General features: G+C 72.5%; 17 protein-coding genes. 10 read left to right on the forward strand and 7 right to left on the reverse strand.

All coding sequences use genetic code 11. The features are described 5' to 3' along the window. Positions 1-13 precede the first annotated feature (13 nt). The gene (locus EEY80_RS06200) at positions 14-1657 is read right to left on the reverse strand and encodes an alpha-amylase family glycosyl hydrolase (RefSeq protein WP_126975710.1); all 1644 of its coding nucleotides are present in this window, start codon (positions 1655-1657) and stop codon (positions 14-16) included. Between the two features lie 301 nt (positions 1658-1958). Here EEY80_RS06200 and EEY80_RS06205 point away from each other — a divergent pair, with 301 nt between their 5' ends. From EEY80_RS06205 to EEY80_RS06240, 8 genes are all read left to right on the forward strand, one after another. Then, positions 1959-2945, forward strand: coding sequence for a glucokinase (locus tag EEY80_RS06205; RefSeq protein ID WP_126975711.1), 987 nt, complete (start codon positions 1959-1961; stop codon positions 2943-2945). A gap of 130 nt (positions 2946-3075) precedes the next feature. Beyond that, complete coding sequence (locus EEY80_RS06210; protein WP_164738165.1) at positions 3076-3468, forward strand: STAS domain-containing protein; 393 nt, start codon at positions 3076-3078, stop codon at positions 3466-3468. Continuing rightward, the gene (locus EEY80_RS06215) at positions 3465-3830 is read left to right on the forward strand and encodes a response regulator (RefSeq protein ID WP_126975713.1); all 366 of its coding nucleotides are present in this window, start codon (positions 3465-3467) and stop codon (positions 3828-3830) included. The genes EEY80_RS06210 and EEY80_RS06215 overlap by 4 nt, the downstream gene beginning before the upstream one ends. A gap of 8 nt (positions 3831-3838) precedes the next feature. Then, entirely contained in the window at positions 3839-6166 is a 2328-nt protein-coding gene (locus tag EEY80_RS20580; RefSeq protein WP_126975714.1) for a chemotaxis protein CheA, read from the forward strand. A 13-nt stretch (positions 6167-6179) separates the two neighbouring features. Next, positions 6180-6641, forward strand: a complete 462-nt coding sequence (locus EEY80_RS06225) for a chemotaxis protein CheW (RefSeq protein ID WP_126975715.1) — start codon at positions 6180-6182, stop codon at positions 6639-6641. Beyond that, positions 6638-7495: a CheR family methyltransferase gene (locus EEY80_RS06230; RefSeq protein WP_126975716.1), complete on the forward strand. Its 858-nt coding sequence runs from the start codon at positions 6638-6640 to the stop codon at positions 7493-7495. The genes EEY80_RS06225 and EEY80_RS06230 overlap by 4 nt, the downstream gene beginning before the upstream one ends. Continuing rightward, positions 7486-7872 (forward strand): response regulator, encoded by a 387-nt coding sequence (locus EEY80_RS06235; protein WP_126975717.1) that lies wholly within the window; start codon positions 7486-7488, stop codon positions 7870-7872. Before EEY80_RS06230 ends, EEY80_RS06235 begins: the two co-directional genes overlap by 10 nt. 37 nt (positions 7873-7909) lie before the next feature. Continuing rightward, positions 7910-8254: a hypothetical protein gene (locus tag EEY80_RS06240; RefSeq protein ID WP_126975718.1), complete on the forward strand. Its 345-nt coding sequence runs from the start codon at positions 7910-7912 to the stop codon at positions 8252-8254. 853 nt (positions 8255-9107) lie between these two features. On the opposite strand, the gene EEY80_RS06245 is transcribed toward EEY80_RS06240, so the two are convergent. The 3 genes from EEY80_RS06245 to EEY80_RS20655 are packed head-to-tail and all read right to left on the reverse strand — an operon-like array spanning position 9108 to position 13614. Then, positions 9108-9629 (reverse strand): chemotaxis protein CheD, encoded by a 522-nt coding sequence (locus tag EEY80_RS06245; RefSeq protein WP_126975719.1) that lies wholly within the window; start codon positions 9627-9629, stop codon positions 9108-9110. Continuing rightward, complete coding sequence (locus EEY80_RS06250) at positions 9629-10741, reverse strand: protein-glutamate methylesterase/protein-glutamine glutaminase (RefSeq protein WP_126975720.1); 1113 nt, start codon at positions 10739-10741, stop codon at positions 9629-9631. The genes EEY80_RS06245 and EEY80_RS06250 overlap by 1 nt, the downstream gene beginning before the upstream one ends. Positions 10742-10749: 8 nt before the next feature. Then, positions 10750-13614 carry a methyl-accepting chemotaxis protein gene (locus EEY80_RS20655; protein WP_164738166.1) on the reverse strand — a complete coding sequence of 955 codons (2865 nt, stop codon included), beginning with the start codon at positions 13612-13614 and terminating at the stop codon, positions 10750-10752. Positions 13615-13885: 271 nt separating this feature from the next. On the opposite strand from EEY80_RS20655, the gene EEY80_RS06260 reads away from it, so the two are divergent. Both EEY80_RS06260 and EEY80_RS06265 read left to right on the forward strand, forming a co-directional pair. Then, positions 13886-14869, forward strand: coding sequence for a response regulator (locus tag EEY80_RS06260; protein ID WP_164738167.1), 984 nt, complete (start codon positions 13886-13888; stop codon positions 14867-14869). 22 nt (positions 14870-14891) lie between these two features. After that, positions 14892-15290, forward strand: a complete 399-nt coding sequence (locus EEY80_RS06265; protein WP_164738168.1) for an Hpt domain-containing protein — start codon at positions 14892-14894, stop codon at positions 15288-15290. Positions 15291-15309: 19 nt separating this feature from the next. Here the strand turns inward: EEY80_RS06265 and EEY80_RS06270 are convergent, their stop codons facing one another. The 3 genes from EEY80_RS06270 to EEY80_RS06280 all read right to left on the reverse strand — a co-directional run bounded on the left by EEY80_RS06270 (position 15310) and on the right by EEY80_RS06280 (position 21487). Further along, on the reverse strand, positions 15310-15696 hold the full coding sequence (locus EEY80_RS06270) for a response regulator (RefSeq protein ID WP_126975724.1): 387 nt from the start codon (positions 15694-15696) through the stop codon (positions 15310-15312). 52 nt (positions 15697-15748) lie between these two features. After that, the gene (locus EEY80_RS06275) at positions 15749-17446 is read right to left on the reverse strand and encodes a sensor histidine kinase (protein ID WP_164738169.1); all 1698 of its coding nucleotides are present in this window, start codon (positions 17444-17446) and stop codon (positions 15749-15751) included. Between the two features lie 126 nt (positions 17447-17572). After that, positions 17573-21487: a CHASE domain-containing protein gene (locus EEY80_RS06280; protein WP_126975726.1), complete on the reverse strand. Its 3915-nt coding sequence runs from the start codon at positions 21485-21487 to the stop codon at positions 17573-17575. Positions 21488-21642 lie beyond the last annotated feature (155 nt).

Genomic DNA, 21642 nt, shown 5'->3' on the forward strand with positions numbered 1-21642 from the left:
CGCCCCGCCCGCCTCAGCCGGCGCGGGGATGGGCGCGGTCGTTCAGCAGGATGCTGGGCTGCCAGGGCCCGAGGTTCAGCTGGAAATCCGGGGCCGGCCGGGTCGAGCCCAGTTCCCCCGCGATGGTCACCCAGTTGCCGTCGGGGACGGTCACATGGGCCGGTTCCTCGGAGAGGTTGAAGAAGCACAGGATCTCTTCCGTGTCGGTCCAGCGGCGGAAGCGGATCACATCGCCCTCGACATGCACGTCGCCCATATGGCCCGCGCGCAGCGCCCGGTGCCCGCGCCGGAAGGACAGCGCCCGGCGGTAATGGTGCAACAGCGCCGCCGGATCGTGCTCTGCCTCGGTCACGGCAAGGTGGTAATGCGAGGACGGCACCGGCAGCCAGGGCTTGGCGCTGGAGAAGCCCGCATTCACCGCCGACCCGTCCCAGGGCATGGGCGTGCGGCAGCCATCGCGGCCCTTGTATTCCGGCCAGAATTCGCGGCCATAGGGGTCCTGCAGATCCTCATAGGCCAGTTCCGCCTCGGGCAGGCCCAGCTCCTCGCCCTGATAGAGGCAGACCGAGCCGCGCATCATAAGCAGCAGCGTCGCATAGATCCGCGCCGCCGCGGGCGACAGGTTCCAGCGGGTGATGTGGCGCACCACGTCATGGTTTGAAAAGGCCCAGCAGACCCAGCCGTCATTGGCCACACGCTCGACCTCGGCGAAGACCTCGGCGACGGTGGCGGCGGTCAGCGCCTCGCCCGACAGGAACTCGAAGGCATAGGACATCTGCATCCGGTCGTCGCCCCGGGTGTATTCGCCGAGGATCTCCAGCCCGCGCTGGCTGTCGCCGACCTCGCCCACGGCGGCGGCGTTGAAGGGCATCATCACCCCCCGGAGCCGCTTCAGGAATTCGACATTGTCGGGGTGGTTCTTGTCATAGATATGCCGCTGGTGGTTGTAGGGGTTTACCGCCGGCGCGGTCTTGACGTTGCGTAGTTCGGGCGCCAGCGGAGGATTGTCGCGCAAGCCCTTGTCATGCATGTAGTAATTGATGGTGTCCAGCCGGAAGCCATCCACCCCGCGATCCAGCCAGAACCGCGCCACGTCCAGCAGCGCCTCCTGCACCTCGGCGCAGTGGAAGTTCAGGTCCGGCTGCGAGGTCAGGAAGTTGTGCAGGTAATACTGTTCGCGCCGGGCATCCCATTGCCACGAGGTGCCGCCGAACTGCGACAGCCAGTTGTTGGGCACGGTGCCGTCGGGTTTGGGATCGGCCCAGACATACCAGTCGGCCTTCGGGTTGTCGCGGCTCGACCGGCTTTCGCGGAACCACGGATGCAGGTCCGAGGTATGCGACAGCACGAGGTCGATCATCACCTTCAGCCCGTAGTGATGCGCGGTGGCGATCACCTGGTCGAAATCGGCCAGCGTGCCGAACATGGGGTCCACGTCGCGGTAGTCGGCGACGTCATAGCCGAAATCCTTCATCGGCGAGGTGAAGAACGGGCTGATCCAAACCGCATCCGCGCCGAGCGCGGCGATATAGGGCAGCCGGTGCACGATACCCAGCAGGTCGCCCACCCCGTCGCCATTGGCATCCTGAAAGCTGCGCGGATAGATCTGGTAGATCACCGCGCCGCGCCACCAGTCGGGGTCCTTGACGAAAGCCATGCCTGTCTCCGTGTCCTGCCAGTCTTCATCTCGACGTCCGCGCCGCGGGCCGGCCCCGCCGGACATGCCGCGCCGGGCCGTTGCGCATCGGGCCGACCGCCCGCGGGGGCCGCGCCTGTCCCCCTTGGCAGGTGCAACGTGTCATCCGGTTCCGCGTTCCGCAACCGCGGGACGGGTGCAGGCGTTAGGACCGCGGGACAAACCGGCGTGACCTTCGCCGCGCCTGCCCATAAGGTGCCGCCGACCCCGGCGCCCCCGCCGGACGCGGCCCCGCAGGCCGGACAAGACAGACGGAGCGACGATGAGCCCTGACCTTCCCCCCGCCGGTCCCTCTGCCTGCGATACCCGCGCTCTGGTGGCCGATGTCGGCGGCACCAACACCCGCGTGGCGCAGGCGGGGGCGGACGGCATCGCCACCGACAGCGTGCGCCGCTATGCCAATGCCGAATTTCCGGACCTGGAGTCGGTGCTGGTCCGCTATCGCGAGGAGACGGGCTGCGCCACCCCGGCCGCCGCCTGCGTCGCGGTGGCGGGTCCGGTGCGCGACGGGGTGGGCCGGCTGACCAATCTCGACTGGACCTTCGGCGGCCCCTCGCTGGCCGAGGCCACGGGCGCGGGCCTGGTCGCAGTGCTGAACGACCTGCAGGCGCAGGGCCACGCGCTCGGCCATCTGCCCGAGGGCGCGCACCGGCTGGTGGTGGAGGGGCATTCCGCCCCCGGCCCGCAGCTGGTGGTGGGCGTGGGCACCGGCTTCAACGCCGCGCCCGTGCATGACGGGCCGCACGGGCGGATCGTCGCGGCCTCGGAATGCGGGCATGTCACGCTGCCGGTGCGGACGGACGAGGATCTGCGGCTGTCGCGCTTCGTCGCGCTGGACCACGGCTATCCGGGGGTGGAGGACGTGCTGTCGGGCCGCGGGCTCGGCGCCATCGACGCCTGGCTGGCCGAAGAGACGGGCCAGCCCGGCCGCCGCAGCTCGTCCGAGATCCTCGCGGCCTTCGCGGCGGGCGAGCCCCGCGCGCGCGAGGCGGTGGCGGTGATGGTGCGGATGCTGGGCCGGGTGGCAGGCGATCTGGCGCTGATCCACCTGCCCTATGGCGGGCTGCACCTGATCGGCGGCATGGCCCGGGCGCTGACGCCCTGGTTCGAGGAGTTCGGCTTTGCCGAGGCCTTCCGCGACAAGGGCCGCTTCGCGCCGCTGATGGCCGAGTTCCGGGTGACGGTCATCGAGGACGATTATGCCGCGCTGATCGGCTGCGCCCGCCACCTGTCGGACCTCGCCGCCTGAGCCGACGCCCCGGGACCTGGTCCCGCATCTGGCCCCGGATGCGGCGCGGTTTCGCGCCGTCGCGCGTCAATGCGATCTTAACCCGCCGGGTCTAGCCCTTGTCCGACGACGATCGGCAAGGGAGCATCCGGTGACCGCCAGTTCCTCCAGACGCGCAAGGCAACATGCCCGGCCCGGCCCCGACCCGGTGCTGACGCTTCCCCCGCGGCTGGACCTGCCCGCGGCCCGCCCGCTGGCAGAACGCATCCGCGCCCATGACGGCCGCCCGCTCGACATCGATGCGGGCGAGGTGTCCCATCTGGGCGGGCTCTGCCTGCAGGTGCTGCTCGCCGCCGCGCAAAGCTGGCGCAAGGCCGGCCAGCCGCTGCGCCTGACCCGCCGCTCGCCCGCCTTCGACGAGGCGCTGGCATTGTGCGGCCTGCGCCCTGAAGCGGTGGAGGCGGGCGCGGTGGAGGCCGCCGCGGTGGAGGCCGTTGCGGTGGAGGCCGCCGGACCCGGCGCGCAGGCGGAGGTGCGGACATGACGCTGACCGTGCTTGCCGTCGATGACAGCCGGACCATCCGCGACATGCTGCGCCTGGCCCTGACCGAGGTGGGGATCGAGGTGCATCTGGCCGAGGATGGCGTCGACGGGCTGGAACGCCTCGCGGAGCTGGAACCCGACGCCATCATCTCCGACATCAACATGCCGCGGCTCGACGGTTTCGGCTTCATCGAGGCGGTGCGCCTTCAGGACCGGCACCGCGCCACGCCGATCCTGGTGCTGACGACGGAAAGCGCGCCGGAACTGAAGGCCCGCGCCCGCGCCGCCGGAGCCACGGGCTGGATCGTGAAGCCCTTCGATCCGCCGAAACTGGTGCAGGCGCTGCGCATGGTCACGGGCTGAGGCAAGACATGACGACCCCGGACCCGATGGCCGAAATCCGCGCCTCGTTCTTCGTCGAATGCGAGGAACTGCTGGAGGCGCTTCAGGACGCGCTCGCGCATCTGGCAGAGGCGGCGGCGGAGGGCGGCGCCGCCGATCCGGAAACCATCAACGTGGCCTTCCGCGCCGTCCATTCGATCAAGGGCGGGGCCGGTGCCTTCGGCCTGACCGCGCTGGTGGCCTTCGCCCATGGCTACGAATCGGCGATGGACGCGCTGCGCGCCGGCCGTCTGACCCTGACCCGCGACGGTGCCGCGCTGTTCTTCCGCGCCGCCGACCTGCTGGCCGACCATGTCCGGCTGGCCCGCGACGGCGTGGCCGAGGCGCCGGCGGCGGCCGCAAACCTGCTGGACGAACTGGGGGCGCTCTGCAGCGGCGACGGTCCGGCGGAGGCGGCGGATGAGGGCGATTTCGTGCCGCTGGCCCTGCCCTTCGACTTCGATGCCGCGGGGGCGGAGGGCGAGGCGACCGCGGAGGGCGAAGCGGAGGACGAAGCGGACCTGCAGGCAAAGGCCGATCCGCCCGCCGGCTGGCTGGTGCGGCTGCGGCCCGGACCGGGCTTCTATGCCTCGGGCAACGAGGTGGTCCACCTGCTGCGCGCCCTCGCGGCACTGGGCCCCGCCGACATCGTCTGCGAACGGCGCGACCTGCCGGACCTCGCCGATCTCGACCCCGAGGCGCCCTGTCTCGGCTGGCGGATCGCTCTCGCCGGCGATGTAGCCGAGGGCGAGTTGCGCGGCCTCTTCGACTTCGTCGAGGATCGGGCCGACATCGAGGTCGCGCCCGCGGCGGCGGACGAAGCGGAGGCGGACGAAGCGGAGGCGGACGAAGCGGAGGCGGAGCCGCCACCCGCGCCGCTTGAGCCGGCGCCCGCGCCCGCCAGCGTCGCGGCCCCCGCACCGCCACCGGCCGAAGCCGCGCCTTCGCTCGCGCCCGACACGCCCGCGCCCGGCACCGCCCCCGCCCCGCCCCTGCCCGCGCAGGGCATCGCGCCCGCCATCCTCCCGACACCGGCCAGCGCCCCCGCGGCGGGCGGGGTCGAGGCCGGGGCCACTGTCCGCGTCGATGTCGACCGGATCGACCGGCTGGTGAACCTCGTGGGGGAACTGGTCATCAACCAGGCGATGCTGGCGCAAAGCGTGGCCGAAGCCGGGCTTCCCGCCAATTCCGCCGTGGCGACGGGACTCGAAGCCTTCATGATGCTGACCCGCGACATCCAGGACAGCGTGATGACCATCCGCGCCCAGCCGGTGAAGCCCCTGTTCCAGCGCATGGCCCGCATCGTGCGCGAGGCGGCGGCCTCGGTCGGCAAGCAGGTCCGGCTGCGCTGCGAGGGCGAGGCGACCGAGGTCGACAAGACGGTGATCGAGCGTCTCGCCGACCCGCTGACCCACATGATCCGCAACGCGGTCGATCACGGGCTGGAACCGCCCACCGCCCGCCGCGCCGCGGGCAAGCCCGAGGAGGGCACGATCACCCTGTCCGCCCGGCATCGCGCCGGCCGCGTGGTCATCGTCGTCGCCGATGACGGCGGCGGCATCGACCGCGCCCGGGTCCGCGCCAAGGCGCTCGAGCGCGGCCTGATCGCCCCCGATGCTGTGCTGACAGAGGCCGAGATCGACAACCTGCTGTTCCTGCCGGGCTTTTCCACCGCCGACAAGGTTTCGGCCCTGTCGGGACGGGGCGTCGGCATGGACGTGGTGCGCCGGGCGATCCAGGCGCTCGGCGGCCGGATCAGCATCGCCTCCGACCGGGGCCGCGGCACCCGCTTCTCCATCAGCCTGCCGCTGACGCTCGCGGTGCTGGACGGGATGGTGGTGCGCGCCGCCGGCGAGACGCTGGTGGTGCCCCTCTCTGCCATCGTCGAGACGGCGGCGCTCGCCCCCGGCTCCGTCAGCCCGCTCGGCCCCGGCATGGGGGTGATCCGCAACCGCGGCAGCTTCGTCCCCCTTGTCGATCTCGGCGCGGAACTGGGCTTTCGCCCGCCGCTCGACGACGCCGCCGGCCGGATCGTGCTGATGACCGCGCAGGAGGATGGCAGCCGCGCGGCGCTGATCGTCGACGAGATCGTCGAGCAGCGCCAGGTGGTGATCAAGGGCCTGCAATCCGGCTATGGCCGCTGCCGCGGGATCGCCGCCGCGACCATCCTCGGCGACGGCCGGATTGCGCTGATCCTCGACCCTGGCGGCCTGATGCCGCAGCCGGGCCAGCGGCTGCCCTCCGGCGCCGCCCCTTTCCCGCCCGTCCCGCCACCCCCCGAATTCCACCCCGAACCGCGTCCCGCCCATGCCGGCTGACGGAGACCGAGAGATGACCGACAACCGCATCGCCGACAGCACCGATCTGGAGCTGCTGTCCTTCCGCCTCGGCGGCGAGGATTACAGCCTCGACATCATGTCGGTGCGCGAAATCCGCGGCTGGACCCGCGCCACCCCGCTGCCGCAGGCGCCGCCCTACATGCGCGGCGTGATCAACCTGCGCGGCACGGTGCTGCCGGTGATCGACCTCGCCGCGCGGCTGGGGATGGACCCGGTGGAGGGCGCCGCCCGCAATGCCGTGGTCGTGGCGCAATCCGGACCCCGCTGCGTCGGCCTGCTCGTCGACGCCGTCTCCGACATCCTCGCCCTGCCGCGGGCCGAACTGCAGCCTCCCCCCGCGCTGGCCGCGGCGAACCACGGCTTCGTCCAGGCCATCGCGCTGGTCGAGGGCCGGATGCTCCGCGTGCTCGACCTCGACGCGATCCTGCCCCCCGCGCCCGCGGAGGCCGCGTGAAACGGTCCGACACGCTCGCGGGCCCGCCGCCCCCCACGCCCGCCGAACTGGCCCAGATCGCCCGCATCGCCCATGACGAGGCGGGGCTGGTGATCGGCCCCTCGAAGACCACTCTCGTGCAGTCGCGGCTGGCCCGTCGGCTGCGCGCGCTCGACCTGCCGGATTACGGCCGCTATCTGGCGCTCGTCACCGCGCCCGAAGGCCAGGACGAGCGGCGGCGGATGATTTCCGCCCTGACGACCAACGTGTCGCAATTCTTCCGCGAGCCGCATCACTTCGCGCTGCTGCGCGACAGGGTGCTGCCGCCCCTCGTCGCCCGCGCCCGGTCCGGCGGGCGGATCCGCATCTGGTCGGCCGGATGCGCCGCGGGGCAGGAAGCCTTCAGCATTGCGGCGACCTTGGCCGGCCTGCTGCCCGACCCCGACCGCCACGACATCCGCATCCTCGCCACCGATATCGACCCGCATGTGCTGGCGCTGGCGCGTGCGGCCTCCTATGACGCCGCGGATCTCGCACCCGTCCCGCCCGACCTGCGCCGCTGGTTCGAAACCACCGATGGCGGCGCCGGCCCCGGCCGCAGCCTGCGCGAGATCGTGTCGTTCCGGGAACTGAACCTGCACGCGCCCTGGCCGATGGCCGGCCGGTTCGACGTGATCTTCTGCCGGAACGTGACCATCTATTTCGACGTCGAGGCCCAACACCGGCTGTGGCAGCGCTTCGCCACGGCGCTGTCGCCCGAGGGCTGGCTGTTCATCGGCCATTCGGAACGCATCCCGGCGGGACTGCCCTTCCACAGCGTGGGCGTCACCGCCTATCGCCTGTCCGGGGCGGCGGGGCAGACGCCATGTCGCTGAAGGACAAGCTGCGCCTCCTTGTCGTCGACGACATGTCCACCAGCCGGGGCCTGATCCTGCAGGCGCTCGACGCGATGGGGCTGCAGCAGGTCGCCCATGCCAGCAGCGGCGCCGAGGCGCTCGCCGCGCTGCAGCGCAGCCCGGCGCATCTGGTGATCTCCGATTTCAACATGCCGGGGATGGACGGGCTGCAGCTGTTGCAGGCGCTGCGGGCGGAGGCGAAGACGCGGACTATCGGCTTCATCCTGATCACCGGCCGCGCCGATCGCGAGATCGTCGATCGCGGCCGCTCGCTCGGGATGAACAACTTTCTGAAGAAGCCCTTCACTCCGGCAGAAATGCGCGCCTGTATCGAGGCGGTGGTGGGCCGGCTGTGACGGACCCCGCGCACCGCATCCACCGCAGGAGGCCGCCATGTCGGAGGCCCTGAATCTCGCGCAGCTGACGCAGCGGATCGGCGCCGAGGCATTGCGCCTCGCCGCGGCCGCAGGCGAGACCCAGCTGGCGCTCTCGCTCCTCGGGCTCGAGGGCCGCGTCGACGAACAGTCGATCGTGGGGCTGCAGGCGCTCGACCGGCTGACCCAGGAGCTGGAGGATCTGGCGCGGCTGCTCGACGGGCTGGGACGGGCCCTGCCCGACGGCATCCGCGGCCCCCGCTCGCTCCTCGCCCTGCTGCGCCTGCGCGATCTCGCGCTGCGCCTCGGGGCCGATCACCCCGCGCCGCCCTCGCCGCCCTCGGGCGAGGTGAACTGGTTCTGACGGCGGAAGCAAGCCCCCCGCGCGGCTCGGCCCGGGTCTGCCGTCGCCTCCGGCCGAAGAGGGCGGGTGGGCGGCCCCGGCACAACCCGCCGCTCGGGCCGCTGCCGCAGACCCGCCTCGCAGTCCACCCGCGCGGAGCCGCCCGTTCTCTCCACATCCGGGAGTGGGGGATCGCCCTGCCCCGCACGCGGCACCTGGTGCCGGACGAGGGGACATCGCAGCGCCCGCAACGGCAGAGATCGCGCCGCCCCGGCGACGGACGGCGGATGTGGTGCCGCATGGACAGCACGGTCCGCGACATACGGCTCCGCAGCCCGCTGGGCCCGGGGATGCCGCGTCCGGGCAACGGGTTCAGGGTCCGCATGCAGAGTTCCGCCGCCTGATCAAGCGCCCCGACTGCCCGCGACGGCCTCCCCGGCCGCCCCGGCCGGGCCGATGCCGGCGGAACGGCTGGCGGGTACGGGCCCGTGGCGGTTTGGACAGCGCCGGCTGCCACGGCGCCGCCACCCGCGTCATTGGCGCATGCAACGCAACGCCCAGGCCGGCGGCGCGGCCGCGCCGGTTCGGGCAGTGACGGTTCGGGTCGTGGCGGTCCAAACCAGAGCCTGCGAGGCGACAGACCGCACGGGCCGAACCGACAGCGGAACGGCGGCGCCGGTGCGTACTTTGCCGGTGCGGGCTGTGGCGGTGCGGGCTGTGGCGATCCGGGCGGGGACGACTGCCACCGCTCCGCCACTCCCGTCATCGGAACATGCAGCGCAACGCCCCAAACCGGCGGAACCGATGCCGGCGCGGGCGGTCCGGTGCCATCGGCGCCGGTCTGGCCGGTGACCGCCGCCATTGACCGCCCCTCTCAATCGAACAGCTCGACCCCGTTGCCGGGCCGCGCCGGCACCGGAATCTCGTCGGGAACGGCCTGGACCAGCCGTTGCCGCGCCCGGCCCTCGCCCGGCCAGAACTCGACCCGCCGTGCCGATGTGCCGCCGAGGCTCTGCCCGAGGCAGGCGATGCCCTCGCGCCGCAGATAACCGGCGATGAAGGCGGCGTTGCGGGCACCGATATCGGTCAGGTCCACCCGGAGGCTGGCGCCGCCGAACACCTTGGCCTGCAGCCGGCCGCGCTCGGCCCCGGCGCGCAGCAGCGCGTTGATCAGCAATTCCATCGCGTTGACCCCGAAGCTCGCGGGCGACGCGGCGCTGCCCGACCCGCCGCCCTCGGGCAACAGGAAATGGTTCATCCCGCCGCGGCGGGCCACCGGATCGTGAAGGCAGGCGGCGACGCAGGAGCCGAGCACCGTGGCGATCGGCGCCGACGTCGCATCGCCGAGCACATACTCGCCCTGGCCGAGAAAGCGGAACCGGGACGCAACCGCCATCAGAGGCTCCGCCGTGGGGCGCAAGACTGGCCGGTCATCGCCAGCAGCTCCGGCCCGATACGGCCGAGGGGCAGCGCGCGTTCCGCCGCGCCGATCTCCATCGCCGCGCGCGGCATCCCCCAGACGACGGAACTGGCCTCGTCCTGCGCGAGGCAGCGGGCCCCGGCCCGGCGCAGCCGGGACAGCGCCTCGGCGCCGTCGCGGCCCATACCGGTCAGCAGGACGGCGATGCAGCGCGACGCAATCGGCAGCGCGCTGTCGAACATCACCTCGACCGAGGGCCGGTGCCCGTTGCACCGGGGCGCGTCCGACAGCTGGCAGAGCGGCGGATGACCCGGCCGCAGCGCCAGGTGATGCGCCCCGCCGGGCGCGAGATGCACGGTGCCTGGCAGGAGGGGGGCACCGTCGGCCCCGAGACGGACCCGGGGCGCGACGATCTGGTCGAGCCGCTGCGCGAAGCTCGCGAGGAAGGCCTCGGGCATGTGCTGGGTGACGAGCGTCGGCGGGCAATCGGCGGGGAAGCTGCCGAGCACGGTTTCCAGCGCGTCGACACCGCCGGTCGAGGCGCCGATCAGCAGGATGCGGCCATCGGAATGATAGCCCGCGGGCGGCGGCACGGCGGTGCGGGTCTCGCCCGGCAGCCGCAGTCGCGCCCGCGCGGCCGCGACCAGCCGGTCGGGCAGGTCGGCAAAGCCGTCCTGGAGGTTGAGCGCCGGCTTGCCGACGCAATCGACCGCCCCGAGCGCCAGCGCCTCGATCGCCGCCGCCGAACCGGGGCCGGTCTCGCTCGAGACCATGACCACCGGCATCGGCCTGAGCCGCATCAGCCGCTCGAGAAAATCGAGCCCGCTCATCCGCGGCATCTCGACATCGAGGGTGATCACGTCGGGCGACAGGGCGCGGATGCCTTCGCGCGCCTCGATCGGATCGCAGGCCTCGCCCACCACCTGCAGCCGGGGATCGGCGGCGAGCCGCAGCCGGATCAGGCGGCGCAGGGTGGGGCTGTCGTCGATCACCAGCACGCGCACCGGTCCGGGACCGGCCGCCCGCGGGCCGCCATCCGGGCGGGCCGGGCGCGCGGGGTCCGGGCCATCGAACTGCGATCGGGTCATGGCGGGCCTCAGACCGAGCGGCGGCGGAAGGTGGGCAGCGCCGCACCGGTATCCGCCGCATTAAGGCCTGCGTCGTGAACGTCGACGCCCTGAGGGTCGGCGGCCGTGCCGGCGATGGCGCCGACCTCGAAGCGGCCGGTCGCCTGGACCAGCGCCTCCGCGCCTTCGGTGAGGCCGCGGCTTGCCGCGGTCGTCTCCTCGAACAGGGCGGCGTTCTGCTGGGTCACCTGGTCGAGATCGTTGACGGCGATGTTGATCTCGGCAAGGCCCGATGCCTGTTCCTCGGCCGAGGCGGCCATTTCGGCCACCCGGCCGGAGATATCGCCCACCGAGCCGAGGATCCCGCGCAGCGCCTCGCCGGCCTGGGCCACGAGATCGACGCCATGGCGCACCTGCTGGCCCGAGGCAGCGATCAGCCCGCCGATCTCGCGCGCGGCCTCGGAGGACCGCTGGGCGAGCGCGCGCACCTCGGAGGCGACGACGGCGAAGCCGCGCCCGGCCTCGCCCGCCCGCGCCGCCTCGACCCCGGCATTGAGCGCGAGCAGGTTGGTCTGGAAGGCGATGTCGTCGATCACCGAGACGATCGAGGAGATGCGGACCGAAGACTCCGCGATGGCGCCCATCGCGCCGACCGCGCCATCCACCACCGCGCCGGACCGTTCGGCGGCGGCGCGCGCCTCGGTCACCACCCGCCGCGCCTCTGCCGCGCCCGAGGCGGTGGAGCGGACGGAGACGGTCAGCTGATCGAGCGCGGCGGCGGTCTGTTCCAGCGTCGCCGCCTGCCGTTCGGTCCGCCGCCCCATATCCTCGGCCGCGCCGGCGATCTCCACCGCCTCGCCCCGAATCGTTTCGGCCGTGGACACCACGGCCCGCATCGCCCGCGCGAGCTGGTCGATCGAGCCGTTGAAATCCCGGCGCAGCCGGTCATAGGCCGGGCCGAAGGGGGTGGCGATGGTGACGGTGAGATCGCCCGCCGCCAGCCGGCGCAGCGCATCGCTGAGCGCGGTCACGACCGCATCCTGGATGCGCGCCTCTTCCTGCCGCGCGGCCTCTGCCGCCGCCTTGTCGCGTTCGGCCGCGGTGACGTCATGGCCGATCAGGAAGATGCGTTCGGGCCGGCCCTGCGCATCGGCGACCACGGTGAAGCTCGCCTCGATCCGCGCGACCGGGGCGCCCTGCCGCAGCAGCGCGGCGCGGCCGGCCGGCTGGTCGCCCGCGGCGATGCGCGCCCAGTCATCGCCGGTCGCGTCGCCGTCGCCGAGGTCCAGCAGGCGGTGCCAGGGCTGCTGCGCGAGGCTGCGGGCATCGGTGCCGGCAAGCGCGCAGAGATTGGCGTTCGCGCTGCGCAGCGTGCCGTCGGGCGCGAATTCGGCCATCAGCCGGTCGCGGTCCAGCGCGCCGATCAGCGCGCGGTTCATGCGCAGTTCCGCCACGTCGCGCCATTCCACCACGAAGCCGAGCCTGTCGCCCGCCGCGCCGCGCACCTCGCTGATCGACAGGGCGAAGCGGGCATTGCCGACGCGGATATCGGTGCTGAAGGGCAGGTTCGCCGGGTCGGCCAGCAACTGGCGCACCCGGGCCGGCATGACGTGGAAGCGGTCCATCGAGGTGCCGACCAGCCGGTCGGGGTCGAGATCGGGCGTGTTGCGCCGCAGTTCCGCGAGGTTGGCGCGCAGCAGCCCGCGGGCGGCGGCGTTGACATGGGTGATGCAGAAGGCCTCGTCCATGGTCATCAGGCCGGCCGAGGTCGCGTCGATCGCGGCCGAGCGGAAGGCGGCGGCGCGCGCGATCCCGGACCCGTCGATCAGCGCCCGGCGCATCCGGTCGAGCGCGCCGGCGATCCCGCCGATTTCGTCCCTGCGCGCCAGGTCGCCCGGTTCCAGCCCGTGTTCGCCCGCCGCGATGCGCAGCGCCGTGTCCGACAGCCGCCCGAGCGGCCGGGCGATGCCGCGGGCGACGCGCCAGATCGCGAGCGCGCCGACGAGCATCATCAGCGCCGTGCCGAGCGCGAGATCGCGGGCGAGCCGTCCCACCGGAGCATAGACCTCGGCCTGCGGCGCGGAGAGCAGCAGGGCGGCCGGCAGGCCCGGCAAGGCCAGGGGACCGTAGGCCACGACGCTGCCCGAACGGCCGCCGGTTCGCGCGATGCCGGACCGGCCCGCCAGCGCCTCTGCGGCAAGGGCGCGCAGGGCGGAGTCGGCGGGCAGCGTCGCCCCGGTCACCAGCAGCGCGCCATCGGGCGCGGGCGCCGCGGCAAGGCCGAAGGGATCGTCGGGCAGGGTCAGCGCGACCACGCCGGCCGGACCGCCCGCGGGCAGGGCCACCGGCAGCGCCAGCGCGAAAGAGGCGGAGGGCAGGCCCGCCGCATCGCCGCCGAAGGCCAGGGTGCCGGAGGCGCGCGCCGCCGCCGCGGCCATCGCGGCGGGGCTGTCGGCGGCGAGGTCGCCGAACAGCGTCCGGCCGGCCGCGTCGAACAGCCGGACGGTCCCGCGGCCATCGCCCGCCGCGCCATCGCCCATCGCCAGCGTCGGCAGGCCCTGCAGCGCCGCCAGCGTCGCCCGGTCCGCGGCCAGCGCCTGCAGATGGGCGAGGAAGCCCGCGGATTGCGCGTCGAGCCGGTTCACCAGCGCATCGTGGCGCGTGTCGAGGCGCCGTTCCGCATCCGCCCGCAGGCCGCGGGCGCCATGCCAGAAGGCGATGCCCGCCGTCCCGGCGAGGCAGAGGAACAGCATCAGGCCCAGCATCAGCGGCAGGCGCAGGGCGAGCGCACGAAGGCCCGGCCGCGGAAGCCCGGGCATCGGCGCGGCGGGTGCCCCGGTCGAAGCGGCGGCGGCGCCCGGGCGGGGCGAGGCGGTCGGGTCTGGGCTGGTCACTGCATTCTCCACTGCTGCCAGGACCCGTGCATGCGTTTCGATCCTGTACCCGGCAAGGCTCGCATGCAGAGCTGAATGGGCGCTTAATGGCGTCCCGGGACATTGCGCCCACCGGAATCGTGCCCCGGAAGCGAAGCGGAAATACCCTGCGCGAGCCACAATCTCGCCCAAATCGCCGCTCAATCTGAAGGTGAAGGCAAGACGGGTCCCCGTCACCCCCGGCGCGCCCCTCACCCGCCGGCAAGGCGGACCCGACGGGAAAGGACCGACGATGCGTATTCTCGCGGTTGACGACGACGAGATGATTCTCGATCTGCTGGCGGCAAGCCTCGGCGCGGCCGGTTTTGCCGACCTCGCCATCGCCGCCTCCGCGCGCGAGGCGCTGGATCTGATCGCCGCCGCGGACCGGCCCTTCGACTGTTTTCTGCTGGATATCCAGATGCCCGAGATGGACGGGATCGAGCTGTGCCGGGCGATCCGCCGCCTGCCCGCCTATCGTTCGGCCCCGGTCGTGATGATCACCGCGATGTCGCAGCGGTCCTTCATCGACCGCGCCTTCGCGGCGGGCGCGACCGACTATGTGACCAAGCCCTTCGATCCGATGGAGCTGGGCACCCGCGTCGGGCTGGCCGCCCGGCTGGTCGAGGGGCAGCGGGCGCTGGCCGAGAAATCGGATGCGGTGACCAGCCTGCAGCTGCAACTGGAACGCGAACGCTTCGTCGATCTGAACGAGCCGATCTCGATCCAGGACGTGGACAGCGTGATCGACCTGCAGGCGCTGGAGAACTACGTGCTGCAGCTGTCGCGCGGCGGGCTGTTCGCCACCTCGATCTTCGCCTTCAAGATCGTGGGGGTCGAGACGATCTATTCCGTCAGCTCACCCATCGACTTCCGCTACCTGCTGACCGACGTGGCGGAAGCCTGCTCTACCGCACTGGCGCAGCACGAACATTTCATTGCCTATGCCGGAAACGGCGTCTACGTTTGCGTCGTGCACGGTCGCGGGGCGCTGGACCTCGAGGTGATCGAGGGCACGGCCAATCTCGTGGTCGAGGAGATGGCCCTGACCAACAGCCGCGGCAAGCCGATGGCGGTGAAGGTCCGGGCAGGGTCGCCGGTGCGCGTGGGGCTGGTTCGTGCCGGTCGCGGGGCGGTGGATGCGCTGCGCGTGGCCATCGCCAATGCCGAGCAGGATGGCCCCCGCGGCGATGGCGGCAAATGGGGCGAAAGCTGGGGCCAGTTCCGTCTGGCCTGAACAGGTCGGAGGCGGGACGGCATTGACGGCGGCGACATGGGCGGATGAAGCTGCACAGAGCGGCGACGGCCCTGCCCGTCTGGCCGTGCGGCTGGCCGAGTTGCGGCTGCGGTTTCTCGACACCATCGAATTGCGGCTGGCCGAACTCGGCGCCTGGTGCGACCTTCTGGGCTCGCCCGAGGCCGATGCCATCGACCGGCGCGCGGGCCTGGACGGCATCCGCTATGGCGCGCACAAGACGCTGGGGCTGGCGGCGACGCTGGGCTACGAGTCGCTCGGCGCGGCGGCGGGGCGGGTGGAACTGGCGCTCGACGGCCATTTGCGCGGCGGGCCGGAGGCCCCGGCCCTGCCGGACCTGCTGACGCTGACGGAACTGATGCTGGACGAGATGGCGCGCGCCCTGACCGAGGCGGGGCGCTGACGGGGCGCGAACCGCGCCCTCAGCCGCCCGTGCTGTCGGTCCACAGCTCGCCGATCCGCGTGGCCAGCATCATCGGATCGAAAGGCTTCACGATCACCCCGATCGCCCCCAGCCGGCGCAGCCCGGCGATATCGGCCTCCTGCGCCTTCGCGGTCATGAAGATCGCAGGCACCGCCGCCTGGCCCGGCAGCTTGCGCAGCTCGGCAAGCGTCTGTTCCCCCCCCAGCCCCGGCATCATCACGTCGAGCAGATAGAGGTCCGGCCGCAGCCCGCCGCGCACCGCCTCGATCGCCGCGGCGCCCGAGGAGACCTGTACGGTGCGGTAGCCGCCGACGCTTTCCAGCGCGATGGCGGCGATTTCCTGGATGTCGGGATCGTCCTCGACGTGAAGGATGCAGATGGCCATGGGCGGGTCGGTCCTTGCGGAAGCGGATCGGCGGATCGGCGGGACGCGGCCGTCAGGCGCGTCGGAGCCGGGGAGCGTCAGGGGTGGTTCCGGCCCCGGCGTGGTCTGCATCGCCGCCGCCGTCAAGGGGGCGGAACGCCGGGCCGGGATCGGGCAGCAGTCCAGCGGCCGGGTCCGCAGACCCGTCCTCTGCCGTCAGCACCGGCAGGTCGAAGAAGAACTCGCTGCCCTCGCCGGGGGTCGAGACGAAGCGGATCTCGCTGCCGTGGCGTTCGAGGATCGCCTTGACGATCGACAGGCCCAGCCCGGTGCCGCCGGTGCGCCGCCGGTCGCCGCCCTCGGCCTGGGTGAAGCGCATCAGGATGCGCGGCTGCGCCTCGACCGGGATCCCCGCCCCGCGGTCGCGGACATGGACGCGGGCGCGGCCGTCCCGAACCTGCACGCCCAGTTCCACCACCTCGCCCGGCGAGGAGAAGCGCGCGGCATTGGACATCAGGTTGGCCATGACCTGCATCAGCCGGGGCGCGCTGCCGTTCACCCGGACCGGCCCGTCCGGGCAGACGGTGACGAACCGCACCCCGAATTCCGCGCCATAGCCGGCATGGGCCTCGGCCGCCTCGGCCACCAGCGCGCAGAGGTCGAGCGGCGCGACGGTGAAATCCATCATCCCTGCGTCGATCTTTTCGAGGTCGAGGATGTCGTTGATCAGCAGCATCAGCCGGTCGGTGTTGCGCAGCGCCACCGACAGCAGCGACCGCCCCCGGTCCGACAGCTGCGCCATGGTCGACATCGCCAGAAGCCCCAGCCCCCCCTTGATCGAGGTCAGCGGCGTCCGCAGTTCATGGCTGACCATCGCCACGAATTGCGACTTCGCCCGGGCCGCCGCCTGCCGTTCGGTGATGTCTCGCAGCACGGCGACGAAGCGGGGCGCGTTGCCCACGGGCGCGATCAGTTGCAGCGTCACCTCGGCCACGCGCTCGGTCCCGTCCGGCCCCTGCCGCTGCACCTCGTAGGTGGCAGAGCGCGCCTCGCCGCGCAGCAGCCGCGCCGTTTCGTGCCGCAGCCGGTCGGGGTCGTCCAGCCCGCCGGCGGCATCGAGCGTGGCGGGCAGCGTGCCGGCGGCCGTGCCGGCGGGGCCCCAGCCATCCGCGGCGGCACGGCGCCGCGCCGGGCCGTTCATGTAGAGGATGCGGTGATCCTCGGGCGTGAACATCCAGACCTCGTCCTGCAGCAGGTCCAGCGTCGCGCGCAGCTGCGCCTCGGACCCGGTCTTCTTCACCTCGCTGATATCGGTGCGGATCGCGAAGCTCTCGACCAGCCGCCCCGCCCGGTCGAGGACCGGCACGATGGTGGAGCGGGTCCAGAAGGCGGTGCCATCGGCGCGGCGCCATTCCGTCTCGCCCCGCCAGGGGCGGCCCGCACGCAGCGCCGCATCGACCTCGGCGATCCGTTTGGGGGTGACCGTGCCGGGGGCCAGGTCGCAGAGGGTGCGGCCCAGCACCGCCGACCGCTCGAACCCCGAGGAGGCGAGGAACCGGTCGTTGACCGCGGTGATCCGCCCCGCCGCATCGCTGACATTGACCATGCAATGTTCATCCACGGCGGCGCGATACAGCTGCAACTGCCGCGACAGGCGCCGGTATTGCCGCCGCGCGCGGATCTGGACGACGACCAGACAGGCCGTCAGCAGGCTGATCCCGAGCAGTCCCGTGACCGCCGACACGCCGAAATCCGACGCGATATAGACCATCAGGCCGCGCATCCTGTCCCCCGGTGCGTTTGGCTCGGACCCTTCTATTTCGCAACCGCGGCAAATCCACGACCGAATGTGGCACGAATGGTGACGTTCCGCGAAAGGATCCTGCCGGAACGGGGGTCAGACGACGGCCGCGAGCATATCCTCGACGATCCGGTCCAGCTGTGCGCGCGACTTGATGATGTTGCGCCGGATGCGCGGGTCGGGCACGGGCGTGTCCTGCGCGCTCAGTCCGAAGACCGCGGCATCGGGCTGCAGTTCGGCCAGCACCGCCAGCAGCGCCTGCCCGCCGCCATCCGGCAGCGACCAGTCCAGCACCACGAGGTCGAAGCGGCGCCGGTTCAGCGCCTCGGTCGCCTCGGCGATGCTCGCCGCGCAGGTGACATCCGCCCGCGCGCCGAAGGCCGAGCGGAACACCTCGGCGAAGTCCGAGTCGTCCTCGACATGCAGGATGGCGGGGCACCGGGCCGGCCGCTCCTGCCCCTCGGGCGCGGGCAGCAGCGCCGTCCGGCCGACCCGTTCCAGCAGCGGCAGCGTGATCCAGAACTCGGCGCCCTCGCCCGGCCGGCTGTCGAAGCCGATCTCGCCGTTCATCCGGTCCATGATCTGGCGCGAGATGTTCAGCCCCAGCCCGGTGCCGCCCTTGGCGCGGGTGGCGGAACTGTCGGCCTGCGAGAACGGCTCGAAGATATGGTCGCGAAACTCCTCGGGCACGCCCTCGCCATGGTCGCGCACGCCGACCCGGACCCGGCGGCCATCGCTTTGCACCGTCACCGCGACCCGGCCCCCGCGGGGCGAGAACTTCGCGGCGTTCGACAGCAGGTTCGCCATCACCTGCTGGAACCGGTCCAGATCGACGCTGGCCATCAGCCGCCCCGCCGGCCGGTCGAGCGCGAAGGCGACCTCGAATTCCTGCCCGTAGGGCTGGTTGGCCGCCACCGCCTGTTCCACCAGCGCGCCGATATCGGCCGCCACCATCGAGAAGTGCGACCGCCCCGAGGCGATCTTTTCCATGTCGAGGATGTCGTTGACGAGGGTGATCAGCCGGTCGCAGTTCTTCTGCCCGATGGACAGCAGCCGCGACGCCTTGGGCGGCAGGTCGGCCCCCATCGCGCCCAGGACCAGCCCGATCGAGCCCTTGATCGAGGTCAGCGGGGTCCGCAATTCGTGGCTGACGGTCGCCACGAAATCGCTTTTCAGCTGCTCGACCTCCTTGCGTTCGGTGATGTCCTGGATCTGGGCGATATAACGGGCGCGGCCATCGCTGCCCGCGCCGCCCCCGATGTCGCCGCCGATGTCGCCGTCGCCGGCCAGCCGCGACACGGACAGCAGCCCCCAGACCGGGCGCCCGTCCTTGCGCAGGTACTGGTCCTCGGACACGATCAGCCGGCGTTCGCCCCGGTCGAGCGCGCGGAAGTCGGAACAGGCGACGCCCTCGCTGCCCGGCGCCAGCAGGTCGCTCAGCCGCATCCCCACCAGTTCCCCGCCGCCGAAACCGGTGAAGCGGCAGAGCGCGGCATTGGCCTGCACCAGCCGCCCGCCCCCGTCCACCAGCGCCATGCCCACCGGCGCGAGGTCCACCACCTCGCGGAACCGGGCCTCGCTGCGGCGCAGGGCCTCCAGCGCCTCCTGCAGTTCGGTCACGTCGATCTGCACGCCCAGCAGACGGATCGGCCGGCCCTCGCCGTCATGTTCCGGCACCGTCGCCTCGGACCGCATCCAGCGCTGATGGCCATCCTCGGTCAGGATGCGGTACTGGGCGATCGAGCGGTCGGTTTCCCCCCGCGCGCAGGCCAGGTCCGCCGCCAGCACCTGCGGCGCATCCTCGGGATGCAGCCGGCGCAGCCAGACGTCGCGGTCGATGACGACGGGGCCGCCGCCCTCGGGCGCGGGCATACCCATCAGGTCGAACCAGTTATGCGACACGATCTGGCGTCGCCGGCGCAGGTCCACGTCGAAGACCGCGATCCGCGCGCCGGTCAGCGCCAGGTTCCAGCGGCGCTCGGCCTCGGCCAGCTGGGTCTCGGCCCGCTGGCGCACGGTGATGTCGCGGATGATCGCCGTATGCCGGGCCTGTCCGTCCTCGGCTTCCCAGCGGTTGAACTGCAATTCGAGATAGGCGCCCTGCCCGTCCGCCCGTTCCACCCGAAGGGCGCGTTCTGGCGCGCTCGCGAGGTTCTCTTCCGGCAGCGGCCAGACCGGGCCGATCGGGACCAGCCCCGACAGCGGCCGGCCCAGCAGTTCCGAGGAGCGGGCCTCGAAGATCGCTTCGGCCGCGCGGTTCAGCGCGATGATCCGGCCCCGGTGGTCCAGAAGCAGGATCCCCACCATCGCGGTGTCGATCACCGACCGCGTGTGCTGTTCCTGGCTGGCCAGTTCGCGGGTCTTGGCATCGACCAGCGCCTGCACCACCTCGGTCCGGTGCTGCAGCAGCGTGAACAGCGTGCCCACCATCGCGGTCAGCATCAGCCCCACGATCAACACCACCCCGGATTGCGCCTCGCTCGTGGTTGCGACGAAGGTGCCGGTGCTCCGGAACGTCAGCGACCAGGACCGGCCGAAGGCGTTGAGCTGCCGCTCGGCCTGATGGGCGGGCGGCGCTTCGGTCACGGCCCGGGCCGAGGCGAAGACGGTCCGGGCATCGGTGCCCTGCTCGGCCGCGTCGGTGACCGTCAGGTCGAAGTTGCGGGGTTCGGACAACATGATGCCGTCGAAGAAGTCCCGCGCGACCAGCGGCGCATAGACCCAGCCCATATGCCGGGCCCGCCGGTCGGCCACGCGCTGCGGCACCTGCCCGCCGCGATAGACCGGCTGGATCAGCAGGAAGGCGGGACCGGAGGCCACATCCTGAACCAGCGCCAGCGGCGGCGTGACCCGTGTCAGGCCGGTGTCGCGCGCGGTTTCCGCCAGCGCGACGCGCACCGGGTCGATCGCGAAATCGAGCCCGAGCGCGGGGCCGTTCTGCTCCAGCGGCTCGATCAGGCGCACGATGAAGCGGGTATCGGCGGCGCTGTCCGGATGCACGCGGAAGGGCGCGCCGATCTCCGCCGCCATCTGCCGCTCGAGCGCGGGCACCCCGGCCGCCGGAACCGGCACGATCAGCCCCAGCCCCACCACCCCGGGCATCGCCTGCTCCAGGTCCTGCGCCGCGACGAAGGCGCGCCACTCCGCCACCTCCAGCCGGTCCGAAGCGGCGACCAGCCCTGCGGCGGCGTCGAGGGTGCGGATGTAGGATTCCAGCCGGTGGGTCAGCAGCGACACGCTGACATCGGCGATCCGGTCGAAGGCGGCGTCGTTGCGCTCGTCGACGATCCGGCCGATCATCGCCCAGGCATAGAGCGTGGCCCCGAGGCACAGCAGCACGATGGCCGCCCCCATCGCGCCGATCCGCGCCGGCACCTGCCCCCGCCACAGCAGCGGCGGCTGCGGCGCCGGGCCGAGCAGCGCCAGCGGCAGGACGATCGCCACGCCCAGCATGTCGCCCAGCCACCAGCCGAACCAGATGTCGGGCGCGACGGCGGCCGGGACGATCCCGCCCCAGGCCAGCGCCAGAACCGCCACCGCCGGGGACAGCAGGCACCCGGCCGGCCCCGCGGCCAGCGCAAGCACCAGCCAGTCGCGCCGCTGGTTCAACGCCAGCGGCGCCCCGAAGAACTGGCGCAGCAGCAGGGTGGCAAGCACGGCCTGCAGCGTCGCCCCGATGCCGATGGCAAGCGCGACGGTCAGCCGCTCCGCCAGCGTCAGCGGCGTGTCGGGACCGAAGGCATGCAGCACCAGCGCCATCGCCCCCAGCGTGATCCCGGGCCAGCAGCGCCGGCCCAGGACCAGCAGCGACGCCAGCGCCACCCCGGCGCCGGGCCAGATCGTCCCGGAATGCACGGGCGCGATGGCCAGTTCCAGCCCGAGGCTGCCAAAGCCGAAATAGGCCAGCGCCACCGCCAGGACCGCCAGCAGCCGGAGGCGCGGGGGGTCTTCCGGCGCTGCGTCCGGCGGCGCGACGATGACGGTCTGGCTGTGACCGGACGAGCTGTCCATGCGCCGGCTGCGGCCCTTTTCGCGGAATTCCCTTGCGCAGGCCTATCCCGGATGGCCGTCCCCGGCAAGGCAACTGGGGGTTGCGGGGCCGCCGCCCCGCATGCCTGCCGCGGGACCGTGGCGCAACTGCCGCAGCAGGCCGCGCGCCCGTGCCG

The organism is Frigidibacter oleivorans (genome assembly GCF_003993775.1).
In the GTDB taxonomy this organism is placed as follows: domain Bacteria; phylum Pseudomonadota; class Alphaproteobacteria; order Rhodobacterales; family Rhodobacteraceae; genus Frigidibacter; species Frigidibacter oleivorans.